General features: G+C 64.3%; 21 protein-coding genes. 13 read left to right on the top strand and 8 right to left on the bottom strand.

The genetic code is table 11. From position 1 onward, the window contains the following. Positions 1–87: 87 nt before the first annotated feature. The 7 genes from ACT2BZ_RS00530 (at position 88) to ACT2BZ_RS00560 (ending at position 5,653) form a co-directional block, all read left to right on the top strand. Positions 88–750 carry a 50S ribosomal protein L25/general stress protein Ctc gene (locus ACT2BZ_RS00530; RefSeq protein ID WP_457938507.1) on the top strand — a complete coding sequence of 221 codons (663 nt, stop codon included), beginning with the start codon at positions 88–90 and terminating at the stop codon, positions 748–750. A gap of 30 nt (positions 751–780) precedes the next feature. Continuing rightward, positions 781–1,488 carry an aminoacyl-tRNA hydrolase gene (pth, locus tag ACT2BZ_RS00535; RefSeq protein ID WP_457938508.1) on the top strand — a complete coding sequence of 236 codons (708 nt, stop codon included), beginning with the start codon at positions 781–783 and terminating at the stop codon, positions 1,486–1,488. Positions 1,489–1,604: 116 nt separating this feature from the next. Next, positions 1,605–2,708 (top strand): redox-regulated ATPase YchF, encoded by a 1,104-nt coding sequence (gene ychF, locus ACT2BZ_RS00540; protein WP_457938510.1) that lies wholly within the window; start codon positions 1,605–1,607, stop codon positions 2,706–2,708. A 154-nt stretch (positions 2,709–2,862) separates the two neighbouring features. Beyond that, complete coding sequence (locus tag ACT2BZ_RS00545) at positions 2,863–3,837, top strand: magnesium transporter CorA family protein (RefSeq protein ID WP_457938512.1); 975 nt, start codon at positions 2,863–2,865, stop codon at positions 3,835–3,837. A gap of 66 nt (positions 3,838–3,903) precedes the next feature. Then, positions 3,904–4,371, top strand: coding sequence for a MaoC family dehydratase (locus ACT2BZ_RS00550; RefSeq protein ID WP_457938514.1), 468 nt, complete (start codon positions 3,904–3,906; stop codon positions 4,369–4,371). Next, on the top strand, positions 4,368–4,838 hold the full coding sequence (locus ACT2BZ_RS00555) for a MaoC family dehydratase (RefSeq protein WP_457938515.1): 471 nt from the start codon (positions 4,368–4,370) through the stop codon (positions 4,836–4,838). Before ACT2BZ_RS00550 ends, ACT2BZ_RS00555 begins: the two co-directional genes overlap by 4 nt. Beyond that, entirely contained in the window at positions 4,835–5,653 is an 819-nt protein-coding gene (locus tag ACT2BZ_RS00560; RefSeq protein WP_457938517.1) for an FkbM family methyltransferase, read from the top strand. The genes ACT2BZ_RS00555 and ACT2BZ_RS00560 overlap by 4 nt, the downstream gene beginning before the upstream one ends. Here the strand turns inward: ACT2BZ_RS00560 and ACT2BZ_RS00565 are convergent, their stop codons facing one another. From ACT2BZ_RS00565 to ACT2BZ_RS00600, 8 genes are all read right to left on the bottom strand, one after another. Continuing rightward, entirely contained in the window at positions 5,654–6,199 is a 546-nt protein-coding gene (locus ACT2BZ_RS00565) for an adenine phosphoribosyltransferase (RefSeq protein ID WP_457938518.1), read from the bottom strand. It lies immediately after the preceding gene. 94 nt (positions 6,200–6,293) lie between these two features. Beyond that, positions 6,294–7,154: a cytochrome c1 gene (locus tag ACT2BZ_RS00570; RefSeq protein ID WP_457938519.1), complete on the bottom strand. Its 861-nt coding sequence runs from the start codon at positions 7,152–7,154 to the stop codon at positions 6,294–6,296. Between the two features lie 31 nt (positions 7,155–7,185). Further along, on the bottom strand, positions 7,186–8,490 hold the full coding sequence (locus ACT2BZ_RS00575) for a cytochrome b (protein ID WP_457938520.1): 1,305 nt from the start codon (positions 8,488–8,490) through the stop codon (positions 7,186–7,188). Between the two features lie 19 nt (positions 8,491–8,509). After that, on the bottom strand, positions 8,510–9,013 hold the full coding sequence (gene petA / locus ACT2BZ_RS00580; protein WP_457941430.1) for a ubiquinol-cytochrome c reductase iron-sulfur subunit: 504 nt from the start codon (positions 9,011–9,013) through the stop codon (positions 8,510–8,512). A gap of 380 nt (positions 9,014–9,393) precedes the next feature. Then, positions 9,394–9,693, bottom strand: coding sequence for a DUF6665 family protein (locus ACT2BZ_RS00585; RefSeq protein ID WP_457941431.1), 300 nt, complete (start codon positions 9,691–9,693; stop codon positions 9,394–9,396). A gap of 32 nt (positions 9,694–9,725) precedes the next feature. Then, positions 9,726–11,597 carry an ABC transporter ATP-binding protein gene (locus ACT2BZ_RS00590; protein WP_457938521.1) on the bottom strand — a complete coding sequence of 624 codons (1,872 nt, stop codon included), beginning with the start codon at positions 11,595–11,597 and terminating at the stop codon, positions 9,726–9,728. Continuing rightward, on the bottom strand, positions 11,597–13,477 hold the full coding sequence (locus ACT2BZ_RS00595) for an ABC transporter ATP-binding protein (RefSeq protein WP_457938523.1): 1,881 nt from the start codon (positions 13,475–13,477) through the stop codon (positions 11,597–11,599). Before ACT2BZ_RS00595 ends, ACT2BZ_RS00590 begins: the two co-directional genes overlap by 1 nt. 39 nt (positions 13,478–13,516) lie before the next feature. Continuing rightward, positions 13,517–13,777, bottom strand: coding sequence for a hypothetical protein (locus tag ACT2BZ_RS00600; RefSeq protein ID WP_457938525.1), 261 nt, complete (start codon positions 13,775–13,777; stop codon positions 13,517–13,519). Positions 13,778–14,230: 453 nt separating this feature from the next. Between ACT2BZ_RS00600 and ACT2BZ_RS00605 the strand changes: the two genes are divergently transcribed. The 6 genes from ACT2BZ_RS00605 to ACT2BZ_RS00630 all read left to right on the top strand — a co-directional run bounded on the left by ACT2BZ_RS00605 (position 14,231) and on the right by ACT2BZ_RS00630 (position 18,416). Then, a complete protein-coding gene (locus ACT2BZ_RS00605) occupies positions 14,231–14,695 on the top strand; it encodes a tRNA (cytidine(34)-2'-O)-methyltransferase (protein WP_457938527.1) in 465 nt (154 codons plus the stop codon). Positions 14,696–14,843: 148 nt separating this feature from the next. Continuing rightward, positions 14,844–15,278 carry a redox-sensitive transcriptional activator SoxR gene (gene soxR / locus ACT2BZ_RS00610; RefSeq protein ID WP_457938529.1) on the top strand — a complete coding sequence of 145 codons (435 nt, stop codon included), beginning with the start codon at positions 14,844–14,846 and terminating at the stop codon, positions 15,276–15,278. A gap of 222 nt (positions 15,279–15,500) precedes the next feature. Beyond that, entirely contained in the window at positions 15,501–15,815 is a 315-nt protein-coding gene (locus ACT2BZ_RS00615) for a co-chaperone GroES (RefSeq protein WP_457938531.1), read from the top strand. A gap of 48 nt (positions 15,816–15,863) precedes the next feature. After that, entirely contained in the window at positions 15,864–17,492 is a 1,629-nt protein-coding gene (gene groL, locus ACT2BZ_RS00620; protein WP_457938532.1) for a chaperonin GroEL, read from the top strand. A gap of 59 nt (positions 17,493–17,551) precedes the next feature. Then, on the top strand, positions 17,552–17,758 hold the full coding sequence (locus ACT2BZ_RS00625) for a hypothetical protein (RefSeq protein WP_457938534.1): 207 nt from the start codon (positions 17,552–17,554) through the stop codon (positions 17,756–17,758). A gap of 121 nt (positions 17,759–17,879) precedes the next feature. Beyond that, the gene (locus ACT2BZ_RS00630) at positions 17,880–18,416 is read left to right on the top strand and encodes a sugar O-acetyltransferase (RefSeq protein ID WP_457941432.1); all 537 of its coding nucleotides are present in this window, start codon (positions 17,880–17,882) and stop codon (positions 18,414–18,416) included. The last annotated feature ends 15 nt before the right edge of the window (positions 18,417–18,431 follow it).

The raw sequence follows: 18,431 nt of genomic DNA on the forward strand, positions 1-18,431 counted from the left end.
GAGAGCCGCCCTATCCGGCGGCTTTCGACGTTTTCGGTCGGCCCCGGCTGTCCGCGAGCGCTCCAGTTGAAACGAAAAGGAAATGCCATGAGCAACGCAAGTTACGAGCTCAAGGCCGAAGCACGCGAACAGGTCGGTAAGGGGTCCGCCCGTGAAGTTCGCCGCAACGGTAAAGTGCCTGCAGTAATCTACGGCGACAAGCAGCCTCCCCAGGCGATTGCGCTGTCCTACAAGGAAATCTACTACAAGATTCATGGTGGCGGCTTTCTGACCACCGTGGCGACCATCGACGTCGGAGGCAAGAAGATCCAGGTCCTGCCCAAGGACTACCAGCTGGATCCCGTGCGCGACTTCCCGATGCATGTCGACTTTCTGCGTATCGGCAAGAACACCGAGGTCAACGTCAACATCCCCGTGCACTTCATCAACGAGGAGACGTCGCCCGGTCTGAAGCGTGGCGGCGTGCTGAACATCGTCCGTCACGAGGTCGAGTTCCACTGCCCGGCCAACGCCATTCCGGAATTCATCACCGTTGATCTCCACGGTACCGAAATCGGCGACTCGATCCACATTTCTTCGGTTACGCTGCCTGAGGGCATCAAGCCGGTTATCTCCGACCGCGATTTCACCATCGCAACCGTCGCCGGTTCGTCCGCGATGAAGTCGGAAGCCGACGAAGCCGCCGAGGAAGCAGCCGAGGCTGCCGAGGCCGAGGGCGAGGAAGAAGCAGAGGGTGAGACCGAGGAGTAATCCTCGGTTCGCGCCGGGAGGGCCGCCACGATGCTGCTGTTTGCAGGTCTCGGCAATCCGGGAGCGAAGCATGCCGACAACCGGCACAATGTCGGGTTCATGGCGGCGGACGCAATCGCCCGCCGCCATTCCTTTTCGCCCTGGACCAAGAAGTTCCAGGGCCTCGTTTCGGAAGGCACGATCGGTGGCGAGAAAGTCGTCCTGATCAAGCCGCAGACCTTCATGAACAATTCCGGCCAGGCGGTCGGTCAGGCGCTGCGCTTCTACAAGCTCGAGCCTGCCGACCTCACGGTATTCTACGACGAGATCGACCTGCCCGAGGCAAGGGTGCGCATCAAGCGCGGCGGCGGTTCGGGCGGCCATAACGGCATCCGCTCGATCGACAGCCATGTCGGCCGCGACTATCGCCGGGTCCGCATCGGTATTGGCCACCCCGGCAGCCCCGAGAAGGTTCACCACCACGTGCTCGGCGACTTCGCCAAGGCCGACCTGATATGGCTCGAGCCGTTGATCGAGAGCATCGGCGAGCATGCCGACATGGTCGTGAAGGGCAGCGAATCCGAATTCATGAACAAGCTCGTCCTGGCCGTAAAGGGTGGAGCGCCCGCCGAGGCGTCGCGGCCGGTGGCCAGGCAGCAGAGCCACATCCGCCAGGCGAGACAGCAGGCGCCGGCGATCAAGGTACCGGAGGGCGGACCGATGGCTTCCCTACTGAAGAAACTATTCGGCAAGGACTGATCGCGCAGCGCCAGGGCGCGAATGTTTACACTCCCGGCCGGCCAAGCCTTGACGATGGGCGACCCGATCGCCCATAGCCCGGCTACTTCCGATCTCCAGACAGGACTTCAAGGATCATGGGTTTCAAATGCGGCATCGTCGGCCTGCCCAATGTCGGCAAATCGACGCTCTTCAACGCGCTGACCAGGACGGCGGCGGCACAGGCGGCCAATTACCCGTTCTGCACCATCGAGCCGAACACCGGCGAGGTTGCCGTACCCGATCCGCGGCTGAAGAAGCTCGCGGCCGCCGGCAAGTCGAAGGAGATCATCCCGACCCGCATCTCTTTCGTCGACATCGCCGGCCTCGTGCGTGGCGCGTCGAAGGGCGAAGGCCTCGGCAACCAGTTCCTCGCCAACATCCGCGAGGTTGACGCCATCGTCCACGTGCTGCGCTGCTTCGAGGACGACGACATAACCCATGTCGAGGGACGCATCGATCCGGTGGCCGATGCCGAGACAGTCGAGACCGAGCTTATGCTCGCCGACCTCGACAGCCTCGAGCGCCGCGTCGCCCAGTTCCGCAAGCGCGCTGCCAGCAAGGACAAGGAGGCGCTCACCGTTCTGCCGATGATGGAACAGGCCCTGGCGCTGCTGCAGGACGGCAAGCCGGCCCGCCTGCTGCTCGACGGTATAGCGACCGAAGACCTGGAAATCCTGCACGGCCTCAACCTGCTGACCTCGCATCCCGTTCTTTATGTCTGCAACGTATCGGAAGCCGACGCGGCGACCGGCAACGAGCACACCAGGGCCGTGGAAAAGATGGCGGCAAGCCAGGGGGCGCAGACGGTCGTCATTTCCGCCGCCATCGAAGCCGAGGTGGCGCAGCTCCCCGACGAGGAAGCGGCAGAGTTCCTCGCCGATCTCGGCCTGGAAGAACCCGGCCTCGACAAGCTCATCCGCGCCGGCTACGAGCTCCTCCACCTGATTACCTACTTCACAGTCGGCCCCAAGGAGACGCGTGCCTGGACAGTAAGCCGCGGCACCAAGGCGCCGCAGGCCGCGGGCGTCATCCACACCGACTTCGAGCGCGGCTTCATCCGCGCCCAGACTATCGCCTACAATGACTTCGTGACGCTGGGCGGCGAGGTTCCGGCCAAGGAAGCCGGCAAGGCGCGTGACGAAGGCAAGGAATACGTCGTCCAGGACGGCGACGTGCTGCTGTTCAGGTTCAACACCTAGCGTCATCGCCCGCCTGCGCGGCCGGGCCTGCCGGCGGCCGCCGGCCTTGACGCAAATCGGTGCCGGGGCTAAGCGCGGCAGCTGACTGACTGCCGTTTTCAGACACTTTGACACGCACCGGCGGCGTGTCGCTGCAGAGCAAGGGGGTCCGGCGATGATAAGACTATTCGTCGTCGAGAATGAGCGGCTGCGCATCGTTGACGATTTCGAAGCCAACAAGGACCGAATCGTCTGGGTCGACCTTTTCTCACCGACCAAGGAAGAAGACGCCGTCATCGAGGATTGGATCGGCGTTTCCATCCCCTCCCTCGAGGAGATGGAAGAGATCGAGATTTCCTCGCGACTCTATGTCGAGAACGGTGCCCAGATCATGACCGCGACGCTCCCGGCCCATGCGGACGGCGATCGCCCCAAGATGTCGCCGGTGACCTTCGTTCTGGCCGGCACGAGACTGATCACCGTGCGCTATCACGAACCGCGCGCCTTCCAGACCTTTCCGCAGCGCGCCGAGAAGGTCGATACCGGCTGCCACAGCGGCGACACCATCCTGATCGGGCTGCTGGAAGCGATCGTCGACCGGCTGGCCGACGTGCTCGAGCGGGCAAGCACCGAGGTCGTTGCCATCTCGCACGACATCTTCCATCCGTCCGAGAAGAAGGCGTCCAAGCGTGACCGCGATTTCCAGCTGGTCCTGCGCCGCATCGGCCGCAAGGAAGACCTCGTGTCGAAGATCCAGGACAGCCTGCTGACCCTGCAACGCCTCTCCGGCTTCCTCGCCAACGCCGCGATCCAGCACAAGAACCCCAAGGACATGCGCGCGCGCATCAAGACGCTGTCGCGCGACATACTTTCGTTGAGCGACCATGCCTCCTTCCAGACCCAGAAGATCAACTTCCTGCTCGACGCGACGCTCGGCATGATCAACATCGAGCAGAACGCCATCATCAAGATCGTCTCGGTCGCCGCCGTGGTCTTCCTCCCACCCACCTTGGTGGCCTCGATCTACGGCATGAACTTCGAACTCATGCCGGAACTGCGATGGATTCTCGGCTACCCGCTGGCGCTGACCTTGATGGTGGTGTCGGCGGTTCTGCCCTTCTGGTTCTTCCGCCGCAAGGGCTGGCTCTGACCGGAGGGCTTGCCTTGCCCGTTCTGCCCCGCCATCACAACCGCTCAATGTCGGACAGGGATCGCCATGCCAGCTAAGAAGTGGGCCTTCGAGGACTTCGTCGTCGGCGATGTGATCGAACTCGGCTCGAAGCGCGCCGTCGCGGAAGAGATCGTGGCATTTGCCGGCGAGTTCGACCCGCAGCCGATGCATCTCGACGAGGAGGCCGGCGCGGCGAGCATTCTGGGCGGGCTGTCGGCCTCTGGCTGGCACACCTGTGCCATGTTCATGCGCCTGTTGTGCGACGGGCTCCTCCTCGCTTCAACCTGCGAGGGCTCGCCCGGCATCGACTACGTGAAGTGGAAGAAGCCCGTGCTGGCCGGCGACGAGCTGTTCGCGGCGGTAAAGGTAGTCGCAACGCGGGAATCGAAGTCCCGACCGGCGATCGGGCTGGTCACCATCCATTCCGAGATGAAGAACCAGGACGGCGTCATCGTACTCGAAATGGAAAACACGATCATGTTCGGCAAGCGTGCGGCCGGAGCGGCAGCATGACGCTCGACAGCTATCTTGGCGTCGGCATCGTCCGCGAGCTCGGCACCCACCTCTTCGAGGCGGAAGCAATCAAGGAGTTTGCCCGCAAATTCGATCCGCAGCCGTTTCACGTCGACGAGGCGGCGGCCGCCAGGAGCGTTCTTGGTGGCCTTTGCGCCTCGGGTTGGCATACGGCAGCGGTATGGATGAGGCTGAGCGTCGACGCCGGCATGACGGCCCGCGACACTCCGTGGGACGGCCCCGGACCCGAGCCGGTCTTTGGCCCCTCCCCGGGGTTCAGGAACCTGAAATGGCTGAAGCCGGTCTATGCCGGCGAGACGATCCGCTTCACGCGCACGGTCCTCAATCACCGTGCGCTCGCGAGCCGGTCCGGCTGGCTCGTGCTGACCGTCCGGGGCGAGGCTTTCAACCCCAAGGGCGACAAGGTGCTGGAGTTCGACAGCGGTGTCATGGTGAGGGCGGGATGAAGCTACGCACGATATTTGAGGCGCTGGGTTTTCGCTCGCCGCCGAGGACCTACGGCCACCGTGTCGCCACCTTCCAGCTTGAGCGCGAGGGCAGCGTGCAGTTCGCACAGTGGCTTCATCCGAAATGTGCGCCCACCAACTTCGACCAGGCAGAGGTCGACGAGCTTCGCAATTACCTCCGGCCGGGAGACGCAGTGATCGATGTCGGAGCACATTCCGGCGACACCACCGTCCTCTTCGCACTGGCGGCGGGCGCCGAAGGCCGTGTCTTCGCCGTGGAGCCAAACCGCTACGTGCTTCCGGTGCTCCAGGCGAACGCAGCCTTGAACCCGAAGGCGGCGCCGATCGAAATCCTGCCTTATGCTGCGACCAGCGAGACGATGCCGCTCGTCTTCAACTACTCTGACGCTGGCTTCTGCAACGGCGGCGACCTGTCCGACAAGGGCATCTTCCGGGCCGGGCATCTCTACCAGCTTGATGTAGAAGGCCGAAATATCGCAGACGAACTGGCGGCAACGGCGCCCGAATGGATTTCCCGGGTTCGCCTGATCAAGACCGATACGGAGGGCAACGACCAGTCGGTTATCGAGTCACTCGCGCCCATCATCCGCGAGACGCGCCCCTACCTGATCAGCGAGATCTACAAGCGCTCCACGGAGGCTGAGCGACGCGCCTTCCATCGCCTGCTGACACAGGACCTTGGCTACCGCGTCTACCGGGCCGAACTCTATACAAGGCTCAGGGCCGAAGAGCTCGGCGCTGACGACATGATGAAGTTCGAGCATTTCGACATCTTCTGCGTGCCCGCAGACTGATCAGTGCCCTTCGAAGCCGACCAGGGTGCGCACGGTGACGCCCAGGTCCTCGAGCTTCTTGCGACCGCCGAGATCCGGCAGATCGATGACGAAGCAGGCGGCGACTATGTCGGCGCCCATCTGCCGAAGCAGCTTTACCGCGCCTTGCGCCGTCCCCCCAGTAGCGATCAAATCGTCGACCAGAATGACCTTCTCGCCTTCCTTGACGGCGTCCTTGTGCATTTCCATCTCGTCCAGCCCGTACTCCAGACTGTAGGCAACGCGCACCGTCTCGTGCGGAAGCTTGCCCTTCTTGCGGATTGGAATGAAGCCGGCCGATAGCTGATGCGCCATGGCGCCGCCGAGGATGAAGCCACGTGCCTCGATGCCGGCGATCTTGTCGACCTTGAGACCCGCATAGGGATGGACCAGTTCGTCGATCGATCGCCGGAAAGCCCCGGCATTGCCAAGCAGCGTAGTGATGTCGCGAAACATGATGCCGGGCTTCGGATAGTCCGGGATGTTTCGGATCGAAGACAGCAGCGTCTCTTCGAGGGATGATTTCATGTCTGTCGCCCCATTGCCCTTTATTGATGCCGGTGAACCCGGCAAAAGAAAAGGGCGCACGCGGCGCCCTTGTTCCCTTGCGATCGGCCGCGCGTCAGTGCGCGACGTCGCTCCAAACCTTGCGCTTGGTTAGATAGACCAAGCCGCCGAACAACAGCAGGAACACCATGACGCTGAAGCCGGTCTTCTTGCGGTCCTCGAGGTGCGGCTCGGCGGTCCACATCAGGAAGGCCGACACGTCGCGCGAATACTGGTCGACCGTCTGCGGCGTGCCGTCGTCGTAGGTGATCTGGTCGTCCGACAGCGGCGGCGCCATGGCCAGCGACTTGCCGGCGATGAAATACGGGTTGTAGTAGGTCCCCTCGGGTATCTGCATGCCCGCCGGCGGCTCCTCGCCGTAGCCGGTCAGCAGTGCGTGAATATAGTCCGGACCGTTCTCCGCATACTGCGTGAAGACATCGAAGATGAAGGTCGGAAAGCCGCGCTCGACGCCGCGCGCCTTCGCCATGAGCGACAGGTCCGGAGGGGCTGCGCCATTGTTCGCGGCAGCGGCCGCGATCGCATTGGGAAACGGCGCGGGGAAGTGATCCGATGGAATGCCCGGCCGGTCGAACATCTCGCCGTCATTGTTGGGCCCGTCCTGGACCGTGTATTCGGCGGCGAACGCCTTCACCTGGGCCTCGGAATAGCCGAGATGCTCGAGCGTGCGAAACGACACGAGATCCATCGAATGGCAGGCCGAGCAGACCTCCTTGTAAACCTTCAGGCCGCGCTGCAGCTGCGCCTTGTCGTAGGTCCCGAAAGGACCGGCGAAGCTCCAGCTTTCCTCGGTCGGCTTGTGGATCGGGAAATGCGTCGGTTCGGCCGCATTGTGTGCTTCCTCGGCCCGGGCAACCCCCGCTGCGCCAGCGGCGGCAAGACCTGCGGCCACCAGAACGCTGAGAATCCTGTTCATGCGAAATATTCCTCTCAACATTCTCGTCCGATCAGCCTTTGGTCTCGGGCGCAGCAACCGCGCCCTCCGGATGGCTTATCGCGCCGACACGGTTCTTTGCCAGCACGGCCTCGGTAATCGAATTCGGCAAGCGGCGGGTCGGCTCGATCAGGCCGAGGAGCGGCATGATGACGACGAAGAAGCCGAAATAGTAGAGCGTCGCCAGCTGCGACATGATCACGTAGACGCCCTCGGCGGGACGTGACCCGAGCCAGCCCAGGAAGATGGCATTGGCGGCAAACAGCCAGAAGAACAGCTTGTACCAGGGCCGGTAGACGGCCGAGCGCACCTTCGACGTGTCGAGCCACGGCACGAAGAACAGCACCGCGATGGCACCGAACATGGCCAGCACGCCGCCGAGCTTGGAATCGATCGGCCCGATGTTGAAGGTGATGGCGCGCAGGATCGCGTAGAACGGCAGGTAGTACCATTCGGGCACGATGTGGGCCGGTGTCTTCAGCGGATCGGCGATGATGTAGTTGTCGGGGTGGCCGAGATAGTTCGGGATGTAGAAGACGAAGTAGGCGAAGAACAGCAGGAACAGCACCATCGCGAACGCGTCCTTGATGGTCGCATAGGGCGTAAAGGCCACGGTGTCCGTCTTCGACTTCACCTCGATGCCGGTCGGATTGGTCTGCCCAACCACGTGGAGCGCCCAGACGTGCAGGATCACCACGCCGGCGATCATGAAGGGCAGCAGGTAATGCAGCGAGAAGAAGCGGTTGAGCGTCGGGTTGTCGACTGCGAAGCCGCCCAGCAGCAGCTGCTGGATCCACTCGCCCACCACCGGAATGGCGGTGAAGAAGCTGGTGATGACGGTTGCGCCCCAGAACGACATCTGGCCCCAGGGAAGCACGTAGCCCATGAAGCCCGTCGCCATCATCAGGAGATAGATGATGCAGCCGAGGATCCAGAGAAGCTCGCGCGGCGCCTTGTAGGAGCCGTAGTAGAGCCCGCGGAAGATGTGGATATAGACGGCGATGAAGAACATCGAGGCGCCGTTGGAATGCAGGTAGCGCAGGAGCCAGCCCGAATTCACGTCGCGCATGATCTTCTCGACCGACTGGAAGGCGAGGCCCGTGTCGGCGGCGTAATGCATCGCAAGCACGACGCCGGTCAGGATCTGCGAGACCAGCATGATGGCGAGAATGCCGCCGAATGCGTAGGCGTAGTTCAGGTTGCGCGGCACCGGGTAGGCGACGAAGGAATCGTACACCAGGCGGGGTAGAGGCATGCGTGCGTCGACCCAGCGGCCGAGACCGGAGGCGGGCTTGTAGGTAGAGTGTCCACCGCTCATTGGATAATTCCCTTCTGCCTCAACCGATCAGAATCTTGGTGTCGGACGTGAACTTGAACGTCGGCACGATCAGGTTTTCCGGCGCCGGGCCTTTCCTGATGCGGCCGGCCGTGTCGTAGACCGAACCGTGGCATGGGCAGAACCAGCCATTGTACTCGCCGGCCTGGCCAAGCGGCACGCAACCGAGATGCGTGCAAACGCCGATCATCACCAGCCAGTTTTCCTTGCCCTCGCCCGCCGAGCGATCGAGGTCGGTAGCCTGCGCCGACGCGTCGATGTTGGCGTTGCGCGCGAGCGGATCCTTGAGTTCCGAAATCGGCACGCTCTTGGCGGCTTCGACCTCTTCCGGCGTGCGGTTGCGGATGAACACCGGCTTGCCGCGCCATTTGACCGTCAGGGACATGCCGGGCTCGACCGCCGAGACGTCGACCTCGATCGTCGCCAGCGCCAGCGTCGAGGCGTCGGGCCGCATCTGGTCGATGAACGGCCAGGCAAAGGCAGCAGCGCCGACGGCGCCGGCCATTCCGGTAGCGATGTAGAGAAAGTCGCGGCGATTGGGGTCGTGGGTTTCGGTTGCGCTCACGGCACTACGTTCCTTTCACCTCATCCTGACCGGTGGGCGGGATTCCCCGCTCCCCTGCGACAGACCGCATGCGCATGGCAAACGGCCGGCCAATCCCCCGGCAATTTCGAGTTTGGTTTATGCGGGCAGCCCCTTTTTGTCCAGTCGCCAGCAGGGGGAAGGGCAGATTGTCGCGGCGCTCCTGTGGACGTGTTGGCCGCGGCTCTCAGGACGGCAACCGGCGGCACTTCGCCGCCCCGCGTTTTCCGGGCTTTGGCTCGATGCCGTGGCGCGTGTTTGCACCGTAGCCGAGGCCGGCCAGGACCGTTGCGTCCGGTTGGCTAGCGGGCTCCGAGCCGCACCAGCACGGCCCGCGGAATGGCTAGCTCCCGGATCACCGAATCATGGCGCCGAAAGCCGCAGAGTTCGCGCTGGATGAAATAGGCATGTACCGCATCCGCCGCGGCCTTCAGCAGGGCCTCTCGCACCTCGCCGTCCCCGACATGTTCCTGCAGTCGCGCAAGGCTCGTTTCCACCTTCGCGCCGGCGCGGCCGAGGGCAGCAGCCTTCTCGGCGAGTATCTCGTGGCCGAGCAGGTCGAGCCCGGCATCGGCCGGCAGGCCCGGCCACATGGACGACATGCGTGTCGACAAGGATGCCTCTCGTTCTTGCTCTATTCGGCCGCCACCTGGTCGCCCAGAAAGCCCCCCGACTGGCGCTTCCACAGTTGGGCATAGAGCCCGCCCTTCGCAAGCAGCTCGTCGTGTGTCCCCTGCTCCACGACCCTGCCCTCGTCGAGCACGATCAGCCGGTCGAGCGCTGCGATCGTCGACAGGCGGTGGGCGATGGCGATCACGGTCTTGCCCTCCATCAGACGGTAGAGATTGTCCTGGATCGCCGCCTCGACCTCCGAATCGAGCGCGGAGGTCGCCTCGTCGAGAATCAGGATCGGCGCATCCTTGAGCATCATCCGCGCGATCGCGATGCGCTGGCGCTGGCCGCCCGACAGCTTGACGCCGCGCTCGCCGACATGCGCCTCGTAGCCGCGCCGGCCGCGCGGATCGACGACGTCGGCGATGAATCCGTCGGCCGATGCACGCTTCGCGGCATCGACGATGGAAGCATGCGAGGCCCCTGCCCGGCCGTAGCCGATATTGTCGGCGATCGAGCGGTGCATCAGCATCGCGTCCTGGCTGACCACGCCAAACTGCTGCCGCAGCGACGCCTGCGTCACCAAGCGGATGTCGTGCCCGTCGACGAGGATGCGTCCGCCCTCGATGTCGAAGAGCCTGAGCAGCAGGTTGACCACCGTCGTCTTGCCGGCGCCCGACGGGCCGATCAGCGCCACGCGTTCGCCCGGCCTGATATGAAGGTTGAAATTGTCGATGATCCCGTCGGTCTTGCCGTAGTGGAACGAAACATTCTCGAACCGGATGTCGCCCCGTGCCGGCGGCAGGACCTCCGCGTCGGTGGCATCGCGCAGCGCCGGGCGCACCGAGATCGTGCGGGTGGCGTCCTGCACGGTGGCGTAGTTGCGCACCAGACCGTTGATGTTGAACATCATCCAGCCCGACATCTGGTTGAGGCGGAATACCAGCCCGAGCGCGGCCGCGATGGCGCCGGTCGAGATTCCGCCTCCCGTCCACTTGACGATGCAGATCGCCGCGATGGTGCTCATCATGATGCCGTTGATGATGGCGATCGCCGAGCGCACCGTGGTGATGGCGCGCGTCAGGCGCACCACCGCCAGGAAATAGCTCTGCAGCCCGTCACGCACATAGGCGTGCTCGCGCCGTCCGCTGTCGAACAGCTTGACCGACATTATGTTGGTGAAGGCATCGACCAGGCGGCCGTTGAACACGGACCGTTCGTCGGCGGTCGCGCGGCCGGCCCGGCGCATCTCCGGCAGCAGGTACCAGACGATGCCGGCATAGCTTGCCACCCAGAGTGCCACCACCAGCCCCATCCACGGATCGACCGAGCTCAGGATGGTGATCGCAAGGATGACAAAGGTCACGAAGGCCCACATCGTCTGCAGCACGTTGACGATGAAGTCGCCGACGGCCTCGCCGCCCTGCATGATCTTGGTGGCGATGCGTCCGGCGAAATCGTTCTGGTAGAAGTCGTAAGGCTGCTCGATAACGCGCCGGAACGACTGCCAGCGCACCATCGCGTAGAAGCCCGGCACGATAACCTGTTGTTCGACCAGCGCCGAGCCGATCAGGACGGCGGTGCGGATCACCAGCAGCAGGGCCAGCAGGCCGGCGAGCTCGTGCCAGTGATCGGCAAACAGCGTCTGCGGCGTGGCCGAGTCGAGCAGGTCGATCAGCCAGCCGATCGACCAGTAGAGCGCGGCATCCACGGTGCCGACCAGTCCGCCCATGACGAGGAGCAGCGCGAACGGCCCCTTCGCCTGCCTGGCGAAGTAGAGGATGAACTGCCAGGCTGTCGCGGGAAGCACCTCGCGGTCGGTATCGTGAAAGGCGTCGACGGCGCCTTCGAAGCGCCGCCAGAGGTTTTCGCGAAAGCCGGGCTCGTTGATCATCACTCTGCCGCCTGGCCGGTCTCGGCCGTCACGAGGCCCGCCTCGGCGGCGTCGTCGAACAGCAGGAATCCGCCCGACTGGCGCGCCCAGAGCTGTGCGTAGAGCCCACCCTTGGCCACGAGCGCGTCATGCGTGCCTTCCTCGATGATCTCGCCCTGGTCCATCACCACAAGCCTGTCCATGGCGGCGATGGTGGAGAGCCGGTGCGCGATGGCAATCACGGTCTTGCCTTCCATCAGCCTGTAGAGGTTTTCCTGGATCGCCGCCTCGACTTCCGAATCGAGCGCCGAGGTCGCCTCGTCGAGGATGAGGATCGGCGCGTCCTTCAGCATAACGCGGGCAATCGCGATGCGTTGCCGCTGGCCGCCCGACAGCTTGACGCCGCGCTCGCCGACATGCGCGTCGAGGCCCTTGCGTCCCTTGGCATCTGCCAGCCCGGCGATGAAGTCGAGCGCCTCGGCCCGCCGGGCCGCCTCGATCATCATCGCTTCGGTCGCGTCCGGACGGCCGTACAGGATGTTGTCGCGCACCGACCGGTGCAGCAGCGACGTGTCCTGCGTCACCATGCCGATCTGCGCCCGCAGGCTGTCCTGCGTCACGCCGGCGATCTCCTGTCCGTCGATCAGGATGCTGCCCTTCTCGAGGTCGTAGAAGCGCAGCAGCAGGTTGACCAGCGTTGACTTGCCGGCGCCCGAACGGCCGACGATGCCGACCTTCTCGCCGGGCCTGACGGTGAGCGACAGGTTCTCGATGACGCCCTTGCCCTTGCCGTAGTGGAAGCCGATCGACTGGTACTCGATCTTGCCGGCCGAAACCGAGATCTCCTTGGCCCCTGGGCGATCCTCGACCAGGCGCGGCAGCGATATCGAGCTGATGCCGTCCTGCACCGTGCCGATGTTCTCGAACAGCGCCGAGACCTCCCACATGATCCATTGCGACATGCCCCAGAGCCGCAGCACCAGTCCGATCACCACGGCCACCGCGCCGATCGTGACCAGCTCGCCAAGCCACAGCCAGATCGACAGCGCCGTCACCGAGAACAGCAGCAGCGAATTGAGCAGGTAGAGCACGCCGTAGAGCTGCGTGACCAGGCGCATCGAGCGGTAGACGGTGTCGAGAAAACCCGTCATCCCGTCCCGCGCGTAGCTCGCCTCGCGGCGGCTGTGCGAGAACAGCTTCACGGTCTGGATGTTGGTGTAGCTGTCGATCACCCGGCCCGTCATCATCGAGCGCGCATCGGCCTGCTGCTCGGCCACCTTGCCGAGCCGCGGGATGAAGTAGCTCAGCAGCAGGACATAGCTGACAAGCCACACGGCGAGCGGCGCGGCAAGCCGCCAGTCGGCCGTCCCGACGATGACCAGCATGCCGAGAAAATACACCGAGACGTAGTTCAGCACGTCGAACAGCTTGATGATGCATTCGCGCACGGCCAGCGCGGTCTGCATCAGCTTGGTGGCGATGCGTCCGGCGAACTCGTCCTGGTAGAAGCTCATCGACTGCTTGAGCAGGTAGCGATGCACCTGCCAGCGGATGCGCATCGGATAGTTGCCCATCAGCGTCTGCTGGTTGAACAGCGAGTGCGCAAAGACCGTGACAGGCAGGGCAATCAGCACGATGGCGGCCATTCCGGCGAGCCGCCAGCCCTCGGTCTGAAGGAACGTCTCGCGGTTCTGCACCGACAGCCAGTCGACGATCGAGCCGAGGAAGCCGAACATCCACACTTCCGTCAGCGCAATCAGCGATGTCAGCAGCGCCGACACGGCGATGTAGGGCCAGGCGCCCCGCGTGTAGTGCAGGCAGAAGGCAACCAGCGTGCGCGGCGGCTCCACCGGCTCCTGCGGCGGGAACGGATCGAGGCGTGCTTCAAACCAGCGGAACATAATCTGTCTCTTTATCCGTGACGTGATCCCCGCGCTGCCTCAGGCAGCGCGGGACTTCGAATTGCGTTGGTTCTCGCCGACCCGCATGGGCACACGCGATTCTTCCGCGTCACTGTTGCCAATGTAGGTCACCGAGGCGAATTCGCCGACAGGCGTTTCGGATTCTCCTGCCAAGGCTGCGCTGCCGGCGGCCCCTGCCGGAAAGAATCCGAGCAGCCGACCGACCATCTCGACGAAGATGCCGATGGTCGGCAGCGGCGCGAGTTCGGGCGTTTCCGGCATCGGCAGGTCGTCCAGCATGCCGCGATGCTGGCGTCTTTGCCGATCGGACCGGTCGGCCGGGTGGCGGTTCGCGCCAATGGCTATGTGCCAGGCATCGAACTTGGCGCGGTGCAGGCGTACCGCGCTTGAGGGTGGTACGGATGGGTAGTCATGCGGGGCGCGTCGCCCGCGCGAAAAGAGGCGCAACATGGCTTGATTCCTTCGGGAACGAAAAAATGTTCCGGCGGAAATCGAGACGAGGATGCTCTAGGATGTCAGAGGATGCGTCGAACCGAAGCCGCCGTCAGGCAGTAAGCCCACGGGTGGGGCGGTGAATATCAATAGTCATCATGAATTCCATTGACCCCTCCATCGGTTCGAGTTGACACGGCGCGTCCTATAGACCCGACAGCGTGAATTGGCTACTGGCCAGAAACGCGATTTGCGACGTTCCGTCGCAGCTGTTGCGTCTCTGCCACAGATGGAAGACCGATGAACGTCAAGTCCGGCATCCGCGTCGCACTCTATCAGCCCGACATTGCCGGCAACACCGGCACCATCCTGCGCATGGCCGCCTGCCTCGGTCTGGCTGTCGACATCGTGGAGCCGGCGGGCTTCGACCTCTCGGACCGCAACCTCAGGCGCGCCGGCATGGACTACTTGGAAATGGCGGCGCTGACCCGGCATGTCGACTTCGACAGCTTCGAGGCATGGCGGCGGGAAGGCGGGCGTCGGTTGCTTCTGTTTTCGACCCGCGCCACCCTGCCCTATTGCGATTTCACCTACGAGGACGGCGACATCCTTTTGTTCGGCCGGGAATCGGCCGGCGTGCCGGATCGCGTGCACGAGTTGGCAGACGCCAGCCTCTTGATCCCGATGAAGGGCGGAGGCCGCAGCCTCAACGTGGCGCTGTCGGCTGCCATGGCCGCCGGCGAGGCGCTGCGCCAGGTCGGCTGACCCGGTCAGGTCGGCTGGCCAGTTCGGTACTGCATTGCCGGCCGATCCGGCTCTTTCGGCATCCTCGGGCATCCAAAATCCTCCGCTTTGCACAGTCGAGTGTCTCTTGCTACAACCTCAACCAAAGTTGAGGTCAAGCGGGAATGTCATGCTCAAGGAACTGACGGTTGGCGAAGTGGCGCGTCGCAGCGGCGTGGCCGTTTCCGCGCTGCATTTCTACGAGCGGCGCGGCCTGATCGAGAGCCACCGCACGGCCGGCAACCAGCGCCGCTACGCGCGTGACGTGCTTCGACGCATCGCCATCATCCGCGTCGCGCAGGATGTCGGCATTCCGCTGGCCGAGATCGCCGAGGCACTGTCGGCCCTGCCGGATGGACGCACGCCGAGTCGCGAGGACTGGAGCGAGATGTCCGCGGGCTGGGCGAAGCAGCTCGACCGCCGCATCTCCCAGTTGAAGAAGCTGCGCGACGGTCTTGCCGACTGCATCGGCTGCGGCTGCATGTCGATCGACAAGTGCCCGCTGCGCAACCCTCAGGACCGCCTTGCCGGCAAGGGACCCGGAGCCCGCCGTCTGCAGCTCTAGAAGCCGGAAGGCGCGACTTCCAGGCGCTGGAATCGCGATCGGTTTTGCCGCGCGGAGGGCCTGAAAATTTTTGCTCGGGCACCTCTTGAAACGGCAAAATTCCGCTATTAGCTCGATTGCGCGCGATGCCGGAAAACCGGGTCGCGCACCCCGCATCGGCCGATACTGCCGGTTCGGTGCGGAGGAACCTCAACAATCTGTTTGTCCTTGAAGGAGAACGACATGGCGTTCCGTCCATTGCACGACCGTATCCTGGTCCGCCGCATCGAAGCCGACGAAAAGACGGCTGGCGGCATCATCATCCCCGACACCGCAAAGGAAAAGCCGCAGGAGGGCGAGGTTCTCGCCGTCGGCCCCGGCGCGCGCAACGAGTCCGGGCAGCTGGACCCGCTCGACGTGAAGGTCGGCGACCGCATCCTGTTCGGCAAATGGTCGGGCACGGAGATCCGGCTCGATGGCGAGGACCTGCTGATCATGAAGGAAAGCGACGTGATGGGCATCATCGAGAACGTCGCCGGCATGAAGAAGGCCGCCTGATAGGCGACCCGGGCTGTTTAGAGAAGCTGCCTTAGAAGGAGTGTTCCAATGGCTGCAAAGGAAGTGAAATTTCATACCGACGCGCGCGAGCGCATGCTGCGCGGCGTCGACATTCTGGCCAACGCCGTCAAGGTGACGCTCGGCCCCAAGGGCCGCAACGTGGTCATCGACAAGTCGTTCGGCGCGCCGCGCATCACCAAGGACGGCGTGACTGTCGCCAAGGAGATCGAGCTCGAGGACAAGTTCGAGAACATGGGCGCCCAGATGGTGCGCGAGGTCGCCTCCAAGACCAATGACCTGGCCGGCGATGGCACCACCACCGCAACCGTGCTCGCCCAGGCGATCGTGCGCGAAGGCGCCAAGGCGGTTGCCTCGGGCATGAACCCGATGGACCTGAAGCGCGGCATCGACAAGGCCGTGGACGCCGTGGTCGCCGAGCTGAAGTCCAAGGCCCGCAAGGTCACCCGCAACGACGAGATCGTCCAGGTCGGCACCATCTCGGCCAATGGCGATGCCGAGATCGGCCGCTTCCTGGCCGAGGCCATGGAGAAGGTCGGCAACGAGGGCGTCATAACTGTTGAGGAGGCAAAGACCGCCGAGACCGAACTCGAAGTGGTCGAGGGCATGCAGTTCGACCGCGGCTACCTGTCGCCCTACTTCGTCACCAACCAGGACAAGATGCGCGTCGAGCTCGAAGAGCCCTACGTGCTGATCCACGAGAAGAAGCTGTCCAACCTCCAGGCGCTGCTTCCGGTCCTGGAGTCGGTCGTCCAGTCCGGCAAGCCCCTGCTGATCATCGCCGAGGACGTCGAGGGCGAGGCACTCGCCACGCTCGTCGTCAACAAGCTGCGCGGCGGCCTCAAGGTTGCCGCCGTCAAGGCACCGGGCTTCGGCGATCGCCGCAAGGCAATGCTGGAGGACATCGCCATCCTGACCGGTGGCACCGCCGTCTCCGAAGACCTCGGCATCAAGCTCGAGAACGTCACGCTGCAGATGCTTGGCCGCGCCAAGAAGGTCGTCATCGAGAAGGAGAACACCACCATCGTCGATGGCGCCGGTTCGAAGAACGAGATCAACGGCCGCGTCACGCAGATCCGCGCCCAGATCGAGGAGACGACCTCCGACTATGACCGCGAGAAGCTGCAGGAGCGGCTGGCCAAGCTCGCCGGCGGCGTCGCCGTCATTCGCGTCGGCGGCTCGACCGAGGTCGAGGTCAAGGAGCGCAAGGACCGCGTCGACGATGCGCTGCACGCCACCCGCGCGGCGGTCGAGGAAGGCGTGCTGCCCGGCGGTGGCGTTGCCCTGATGCGGGCGGCTAGCGCACTCGACAGCCTGCAGGCCGACAATGCGGACCAGAAGACCGGTATCGACATCGTACGCCGCGCCATCGAGGCGCCGGTTCGCCAGATCGCCGAGAATGCCGGGGCCGAGGGTTCGATCATCGTCGGCAAGCTGCGCGAGAAACCGGATTTCGGCTTCGGCTGGAATGCCCAGCTGAACGAGTTCGGCGACCTCTACAAGCAGGGCGTCATCGACCCCGCCAAGGTCGTGCGCACGGCGCTGCAGGATGCCGCATCGGTGGCTGGCCTGCTGGTCACCACCGAGGCGATGGTGGCCGAGAAGCCGAAGAAGGAAGCTCCGATGCCGGCAATGCCCGGCGGCGGCATGGACTTCTGATGAAAGGGCGCCCGCGCAAGCGGGCGCCTTTTTTCACGTACCCAAGGATCGGAGGGGAAATGGAAGGACTGGAAAACATTCCCGCACCCAGTGTGCCGGTCACCGACATGGCCTACGAGGTGCAGCTGCGCGCCGCACTCGGACCGGTGCTGGAACGCGTTCTGGACATGGCTGAATCCTGTGGATGGGACCGCCGCAAGGCCGCCTATACGATGATGTTCCTGGCTGCACGCGCCCTGCCCGACGGCAAGGCCAGGCAAGGCTGACGACGCAAGGGTCCGCCTCGCACGCACCTGAACCCAGTCGGGCCATGGGATTGCGACGGCGCGCTTCCCATGCTGACATCGGCCTCTGCAGGAGGTCTGACCGGTGAGCGAGCGCGACAGGATGAAGGCGGGTGAGTGGTACACCTGCATCGACGACGAACTGGAGGGCATGCGCGTCCTCGCGCGGCGCGCCGTCTTCGAGCACAACCAGATGCATCCCGATGCGCGGGGCGACATGGCGCCCTCGCTGCGCGACCTGCTCGGCGATGCCGGGACCGGCGCGCGCATCGAGGCGCCCTTCCATTGCGCCTACGGCTTCAACATCGCGCTCGGCCGCAACACAATCCTCAATGCCGGCTGCACGATCCTCGACACCGCGCCGGTCTTCATCGGCGACCAGACGCTGCTCGGTCCAAATGTTCAGATCTATTGCGCAGAGCACCACAAGGACGCGGCCGAGCGCGCCGCCGGGCTGGAGATCGCCCGCCCCGTGCACATCGGGCACAATGTCTGGATCGGCGGCAGCGCCATCATCCTGGGCGGCGTCACCATCGCCGACGGCGCCATCGTCGGCGCCGGCTCCGTCGTCACCCGCGATGTGCCCGCCGGCGCGACGGTCGTCGGCAATCCGGCACGCATACGGCCGGTCGGCAGCTAGCTATCCTGTTCCCGA

This window comes from Mesorhizobium sp. 10J20-29, from assembly GCF_054130485.1.

What these genes read in the sequence shown, in the direction of transcription:
- ACT2BZ_RS00625 (WP_457938534.1), top strand. Translation starts at nt 17,552, where the DNA reads ATGGAAGGACTGGAAAACATTCCCGCACCCAGTGTGCCGGTCACCGAC.
- ACT2BZ_RS00590 (WP_457938521.1), bottom strand. Translation starts at nt 11,597, where the DNA reads ATGATCAACGAGCCCGGCTTTCGCGAAAACCTCTGGCGGCGCTTCGAA.
- ychF (WP_457938510.1), top strand. Translation starts at nt 1,605, where the DNA reads ATGGGTTTCAAATGCGGCATCGTCGGCCTGCCCAATGTCGGCAAATCG.
- ACT2BZ_RS00600 (WP_457938525.1), bottom strand. Translation starts at nt 13,777, where the DNA reads ATGCTGGACGACCTGCCGATGCCGGAAACGCCCGAACTCGCGCCGCTG.
- soxR (WP_457938529.1), top strand. Translation starts at nt 14,844, where the DNA reads ATGCTCAAGGAACTGACGGTTGGCGAAGTGGCGCGTCGCAGCGGCGTG.
- ACT2BZ_RS00565 (WP_457938518.1), bottom strand. Translation starts at nt 6,199, where the DNA reads ATGAAATCATCCCTCGAAGAGACGCTGCTGTCTTCGATCCGAAACATC.
- ACT2BZ_RS00570 (WP_457938519.1), bottom strand. Translation starts at nt 7,154, where the DNA reads ATGAACAGGATTCTCAGCGTTCTGGTGGCCGCAGGTCTTGCCGCCGCT.
- ACT2BZ_RS00545 (WP_457938512.1), top strand. Translation starts at nt 2,863, where the DNA reads ATGATAAGACTATTCGTCGTCGAGAATGAGCGGCTGCGCATCGTTGAC.
- ACT2BZ_RS00615 (WP_457938531.1), top strand. Translation starts at nt 15,501, where the DNA reads ATGGCGTTCCGTCCATTGCACGACCGTATCCTGGTCCGCCGCATCGAA.
- ACT2BZ_RS00530 (WP_457938507.1), top strand. Translation starts at nt 88, where the DNA reads ATGAGCAACGCAAGTTACGAGCTCAAGGCCGAAGCACGCGAACAGGTC.
- pth (WP_457938508.1), top strand. Translation starts at nt 781, where the DNA reads ATGCTGCTGTTTGCAGGTCTCGGCAATCCGGGAGCGAAGCATGCCGAC.
- ACT2BZ_RS00630 (WP_457941432.1), top strand. Translation starts at nt 17,880, where the DNA reads ATGAAGGCGGGTGAGTGGTACACCTGCATCGACGACGAACTGGAGGGC.
- ACT2BZ_RS00560 (WP_457938517.1), top strand. Translation starts at nt 4,835, where the DNA reads ATGAAGCTACGCACGATATTTGAGGCGCTGGGTTTTCGCTCGCCGCCG.
- ACT2BZ_RS00595 (WP_457938523.1), bottom strand. Translation starts at nt 13,477, where the DNA reads ATGTTCCGCTGGTTTGAAGCACGCCTCGATCCGTTCCCGCCGCAGGAG.
- ACT2BZ_RS00585 (WP_457941431.1), bottom strand. Translation starts at nt 9,693, where the DNA reads ATGTCGTCCATGTGGCCGGGCCTGCCGGCCGATGCCGGGCTCGACCTG.
- ACT2BZ_RS00550 (WP_457938514.1), top strand. Translation starts at nt 3,904, where the DNA reads ATGCCAGCTAAGAAGTGGGCCTTCGAGGACTTCGTCGTCGGCGATGTG.
- petA (WP_457941430.1), bottom strand. Translation starts at nt 9,013, where the DNA reads ATGGCCGGCGCCGTCGGCGCTGCTGCCTTTGCCTGGCCGTTCATCGAC.
- ACT2BZ_RS00555 (WP_457938515.1), top strand. Translation starts at nt 4,368, where the DNA reads ATGACGCTCGACAGCTATCTTGGCGTCGGCATCGTCCGCGAGCTCGGC.
- ACT2BZ_RS00575 (WP_457938520.1), bottom strand. Translation starts at nt 8,490, where the DNA reads ATGAGCGGTGGACACTCTACCTACAAGCCCGCCTCCGGTCTCGGCCGC.
- ACT2BZ_RS00605 (WP_457938527.1), top strand. Translation starts at nt 14,231, where the DNA reads ATGAACGTCAAGTCCGGCATCCGCGTCGCACTCTATCAGCCCGACATT.
- groL (WP_457938532.1), top strand. Translation starts at nt 15,864, where the DNA reads ATGGCTGCAAAGGAAGTGAAATTTCATACCGACGCGCGCGAGCGCATG.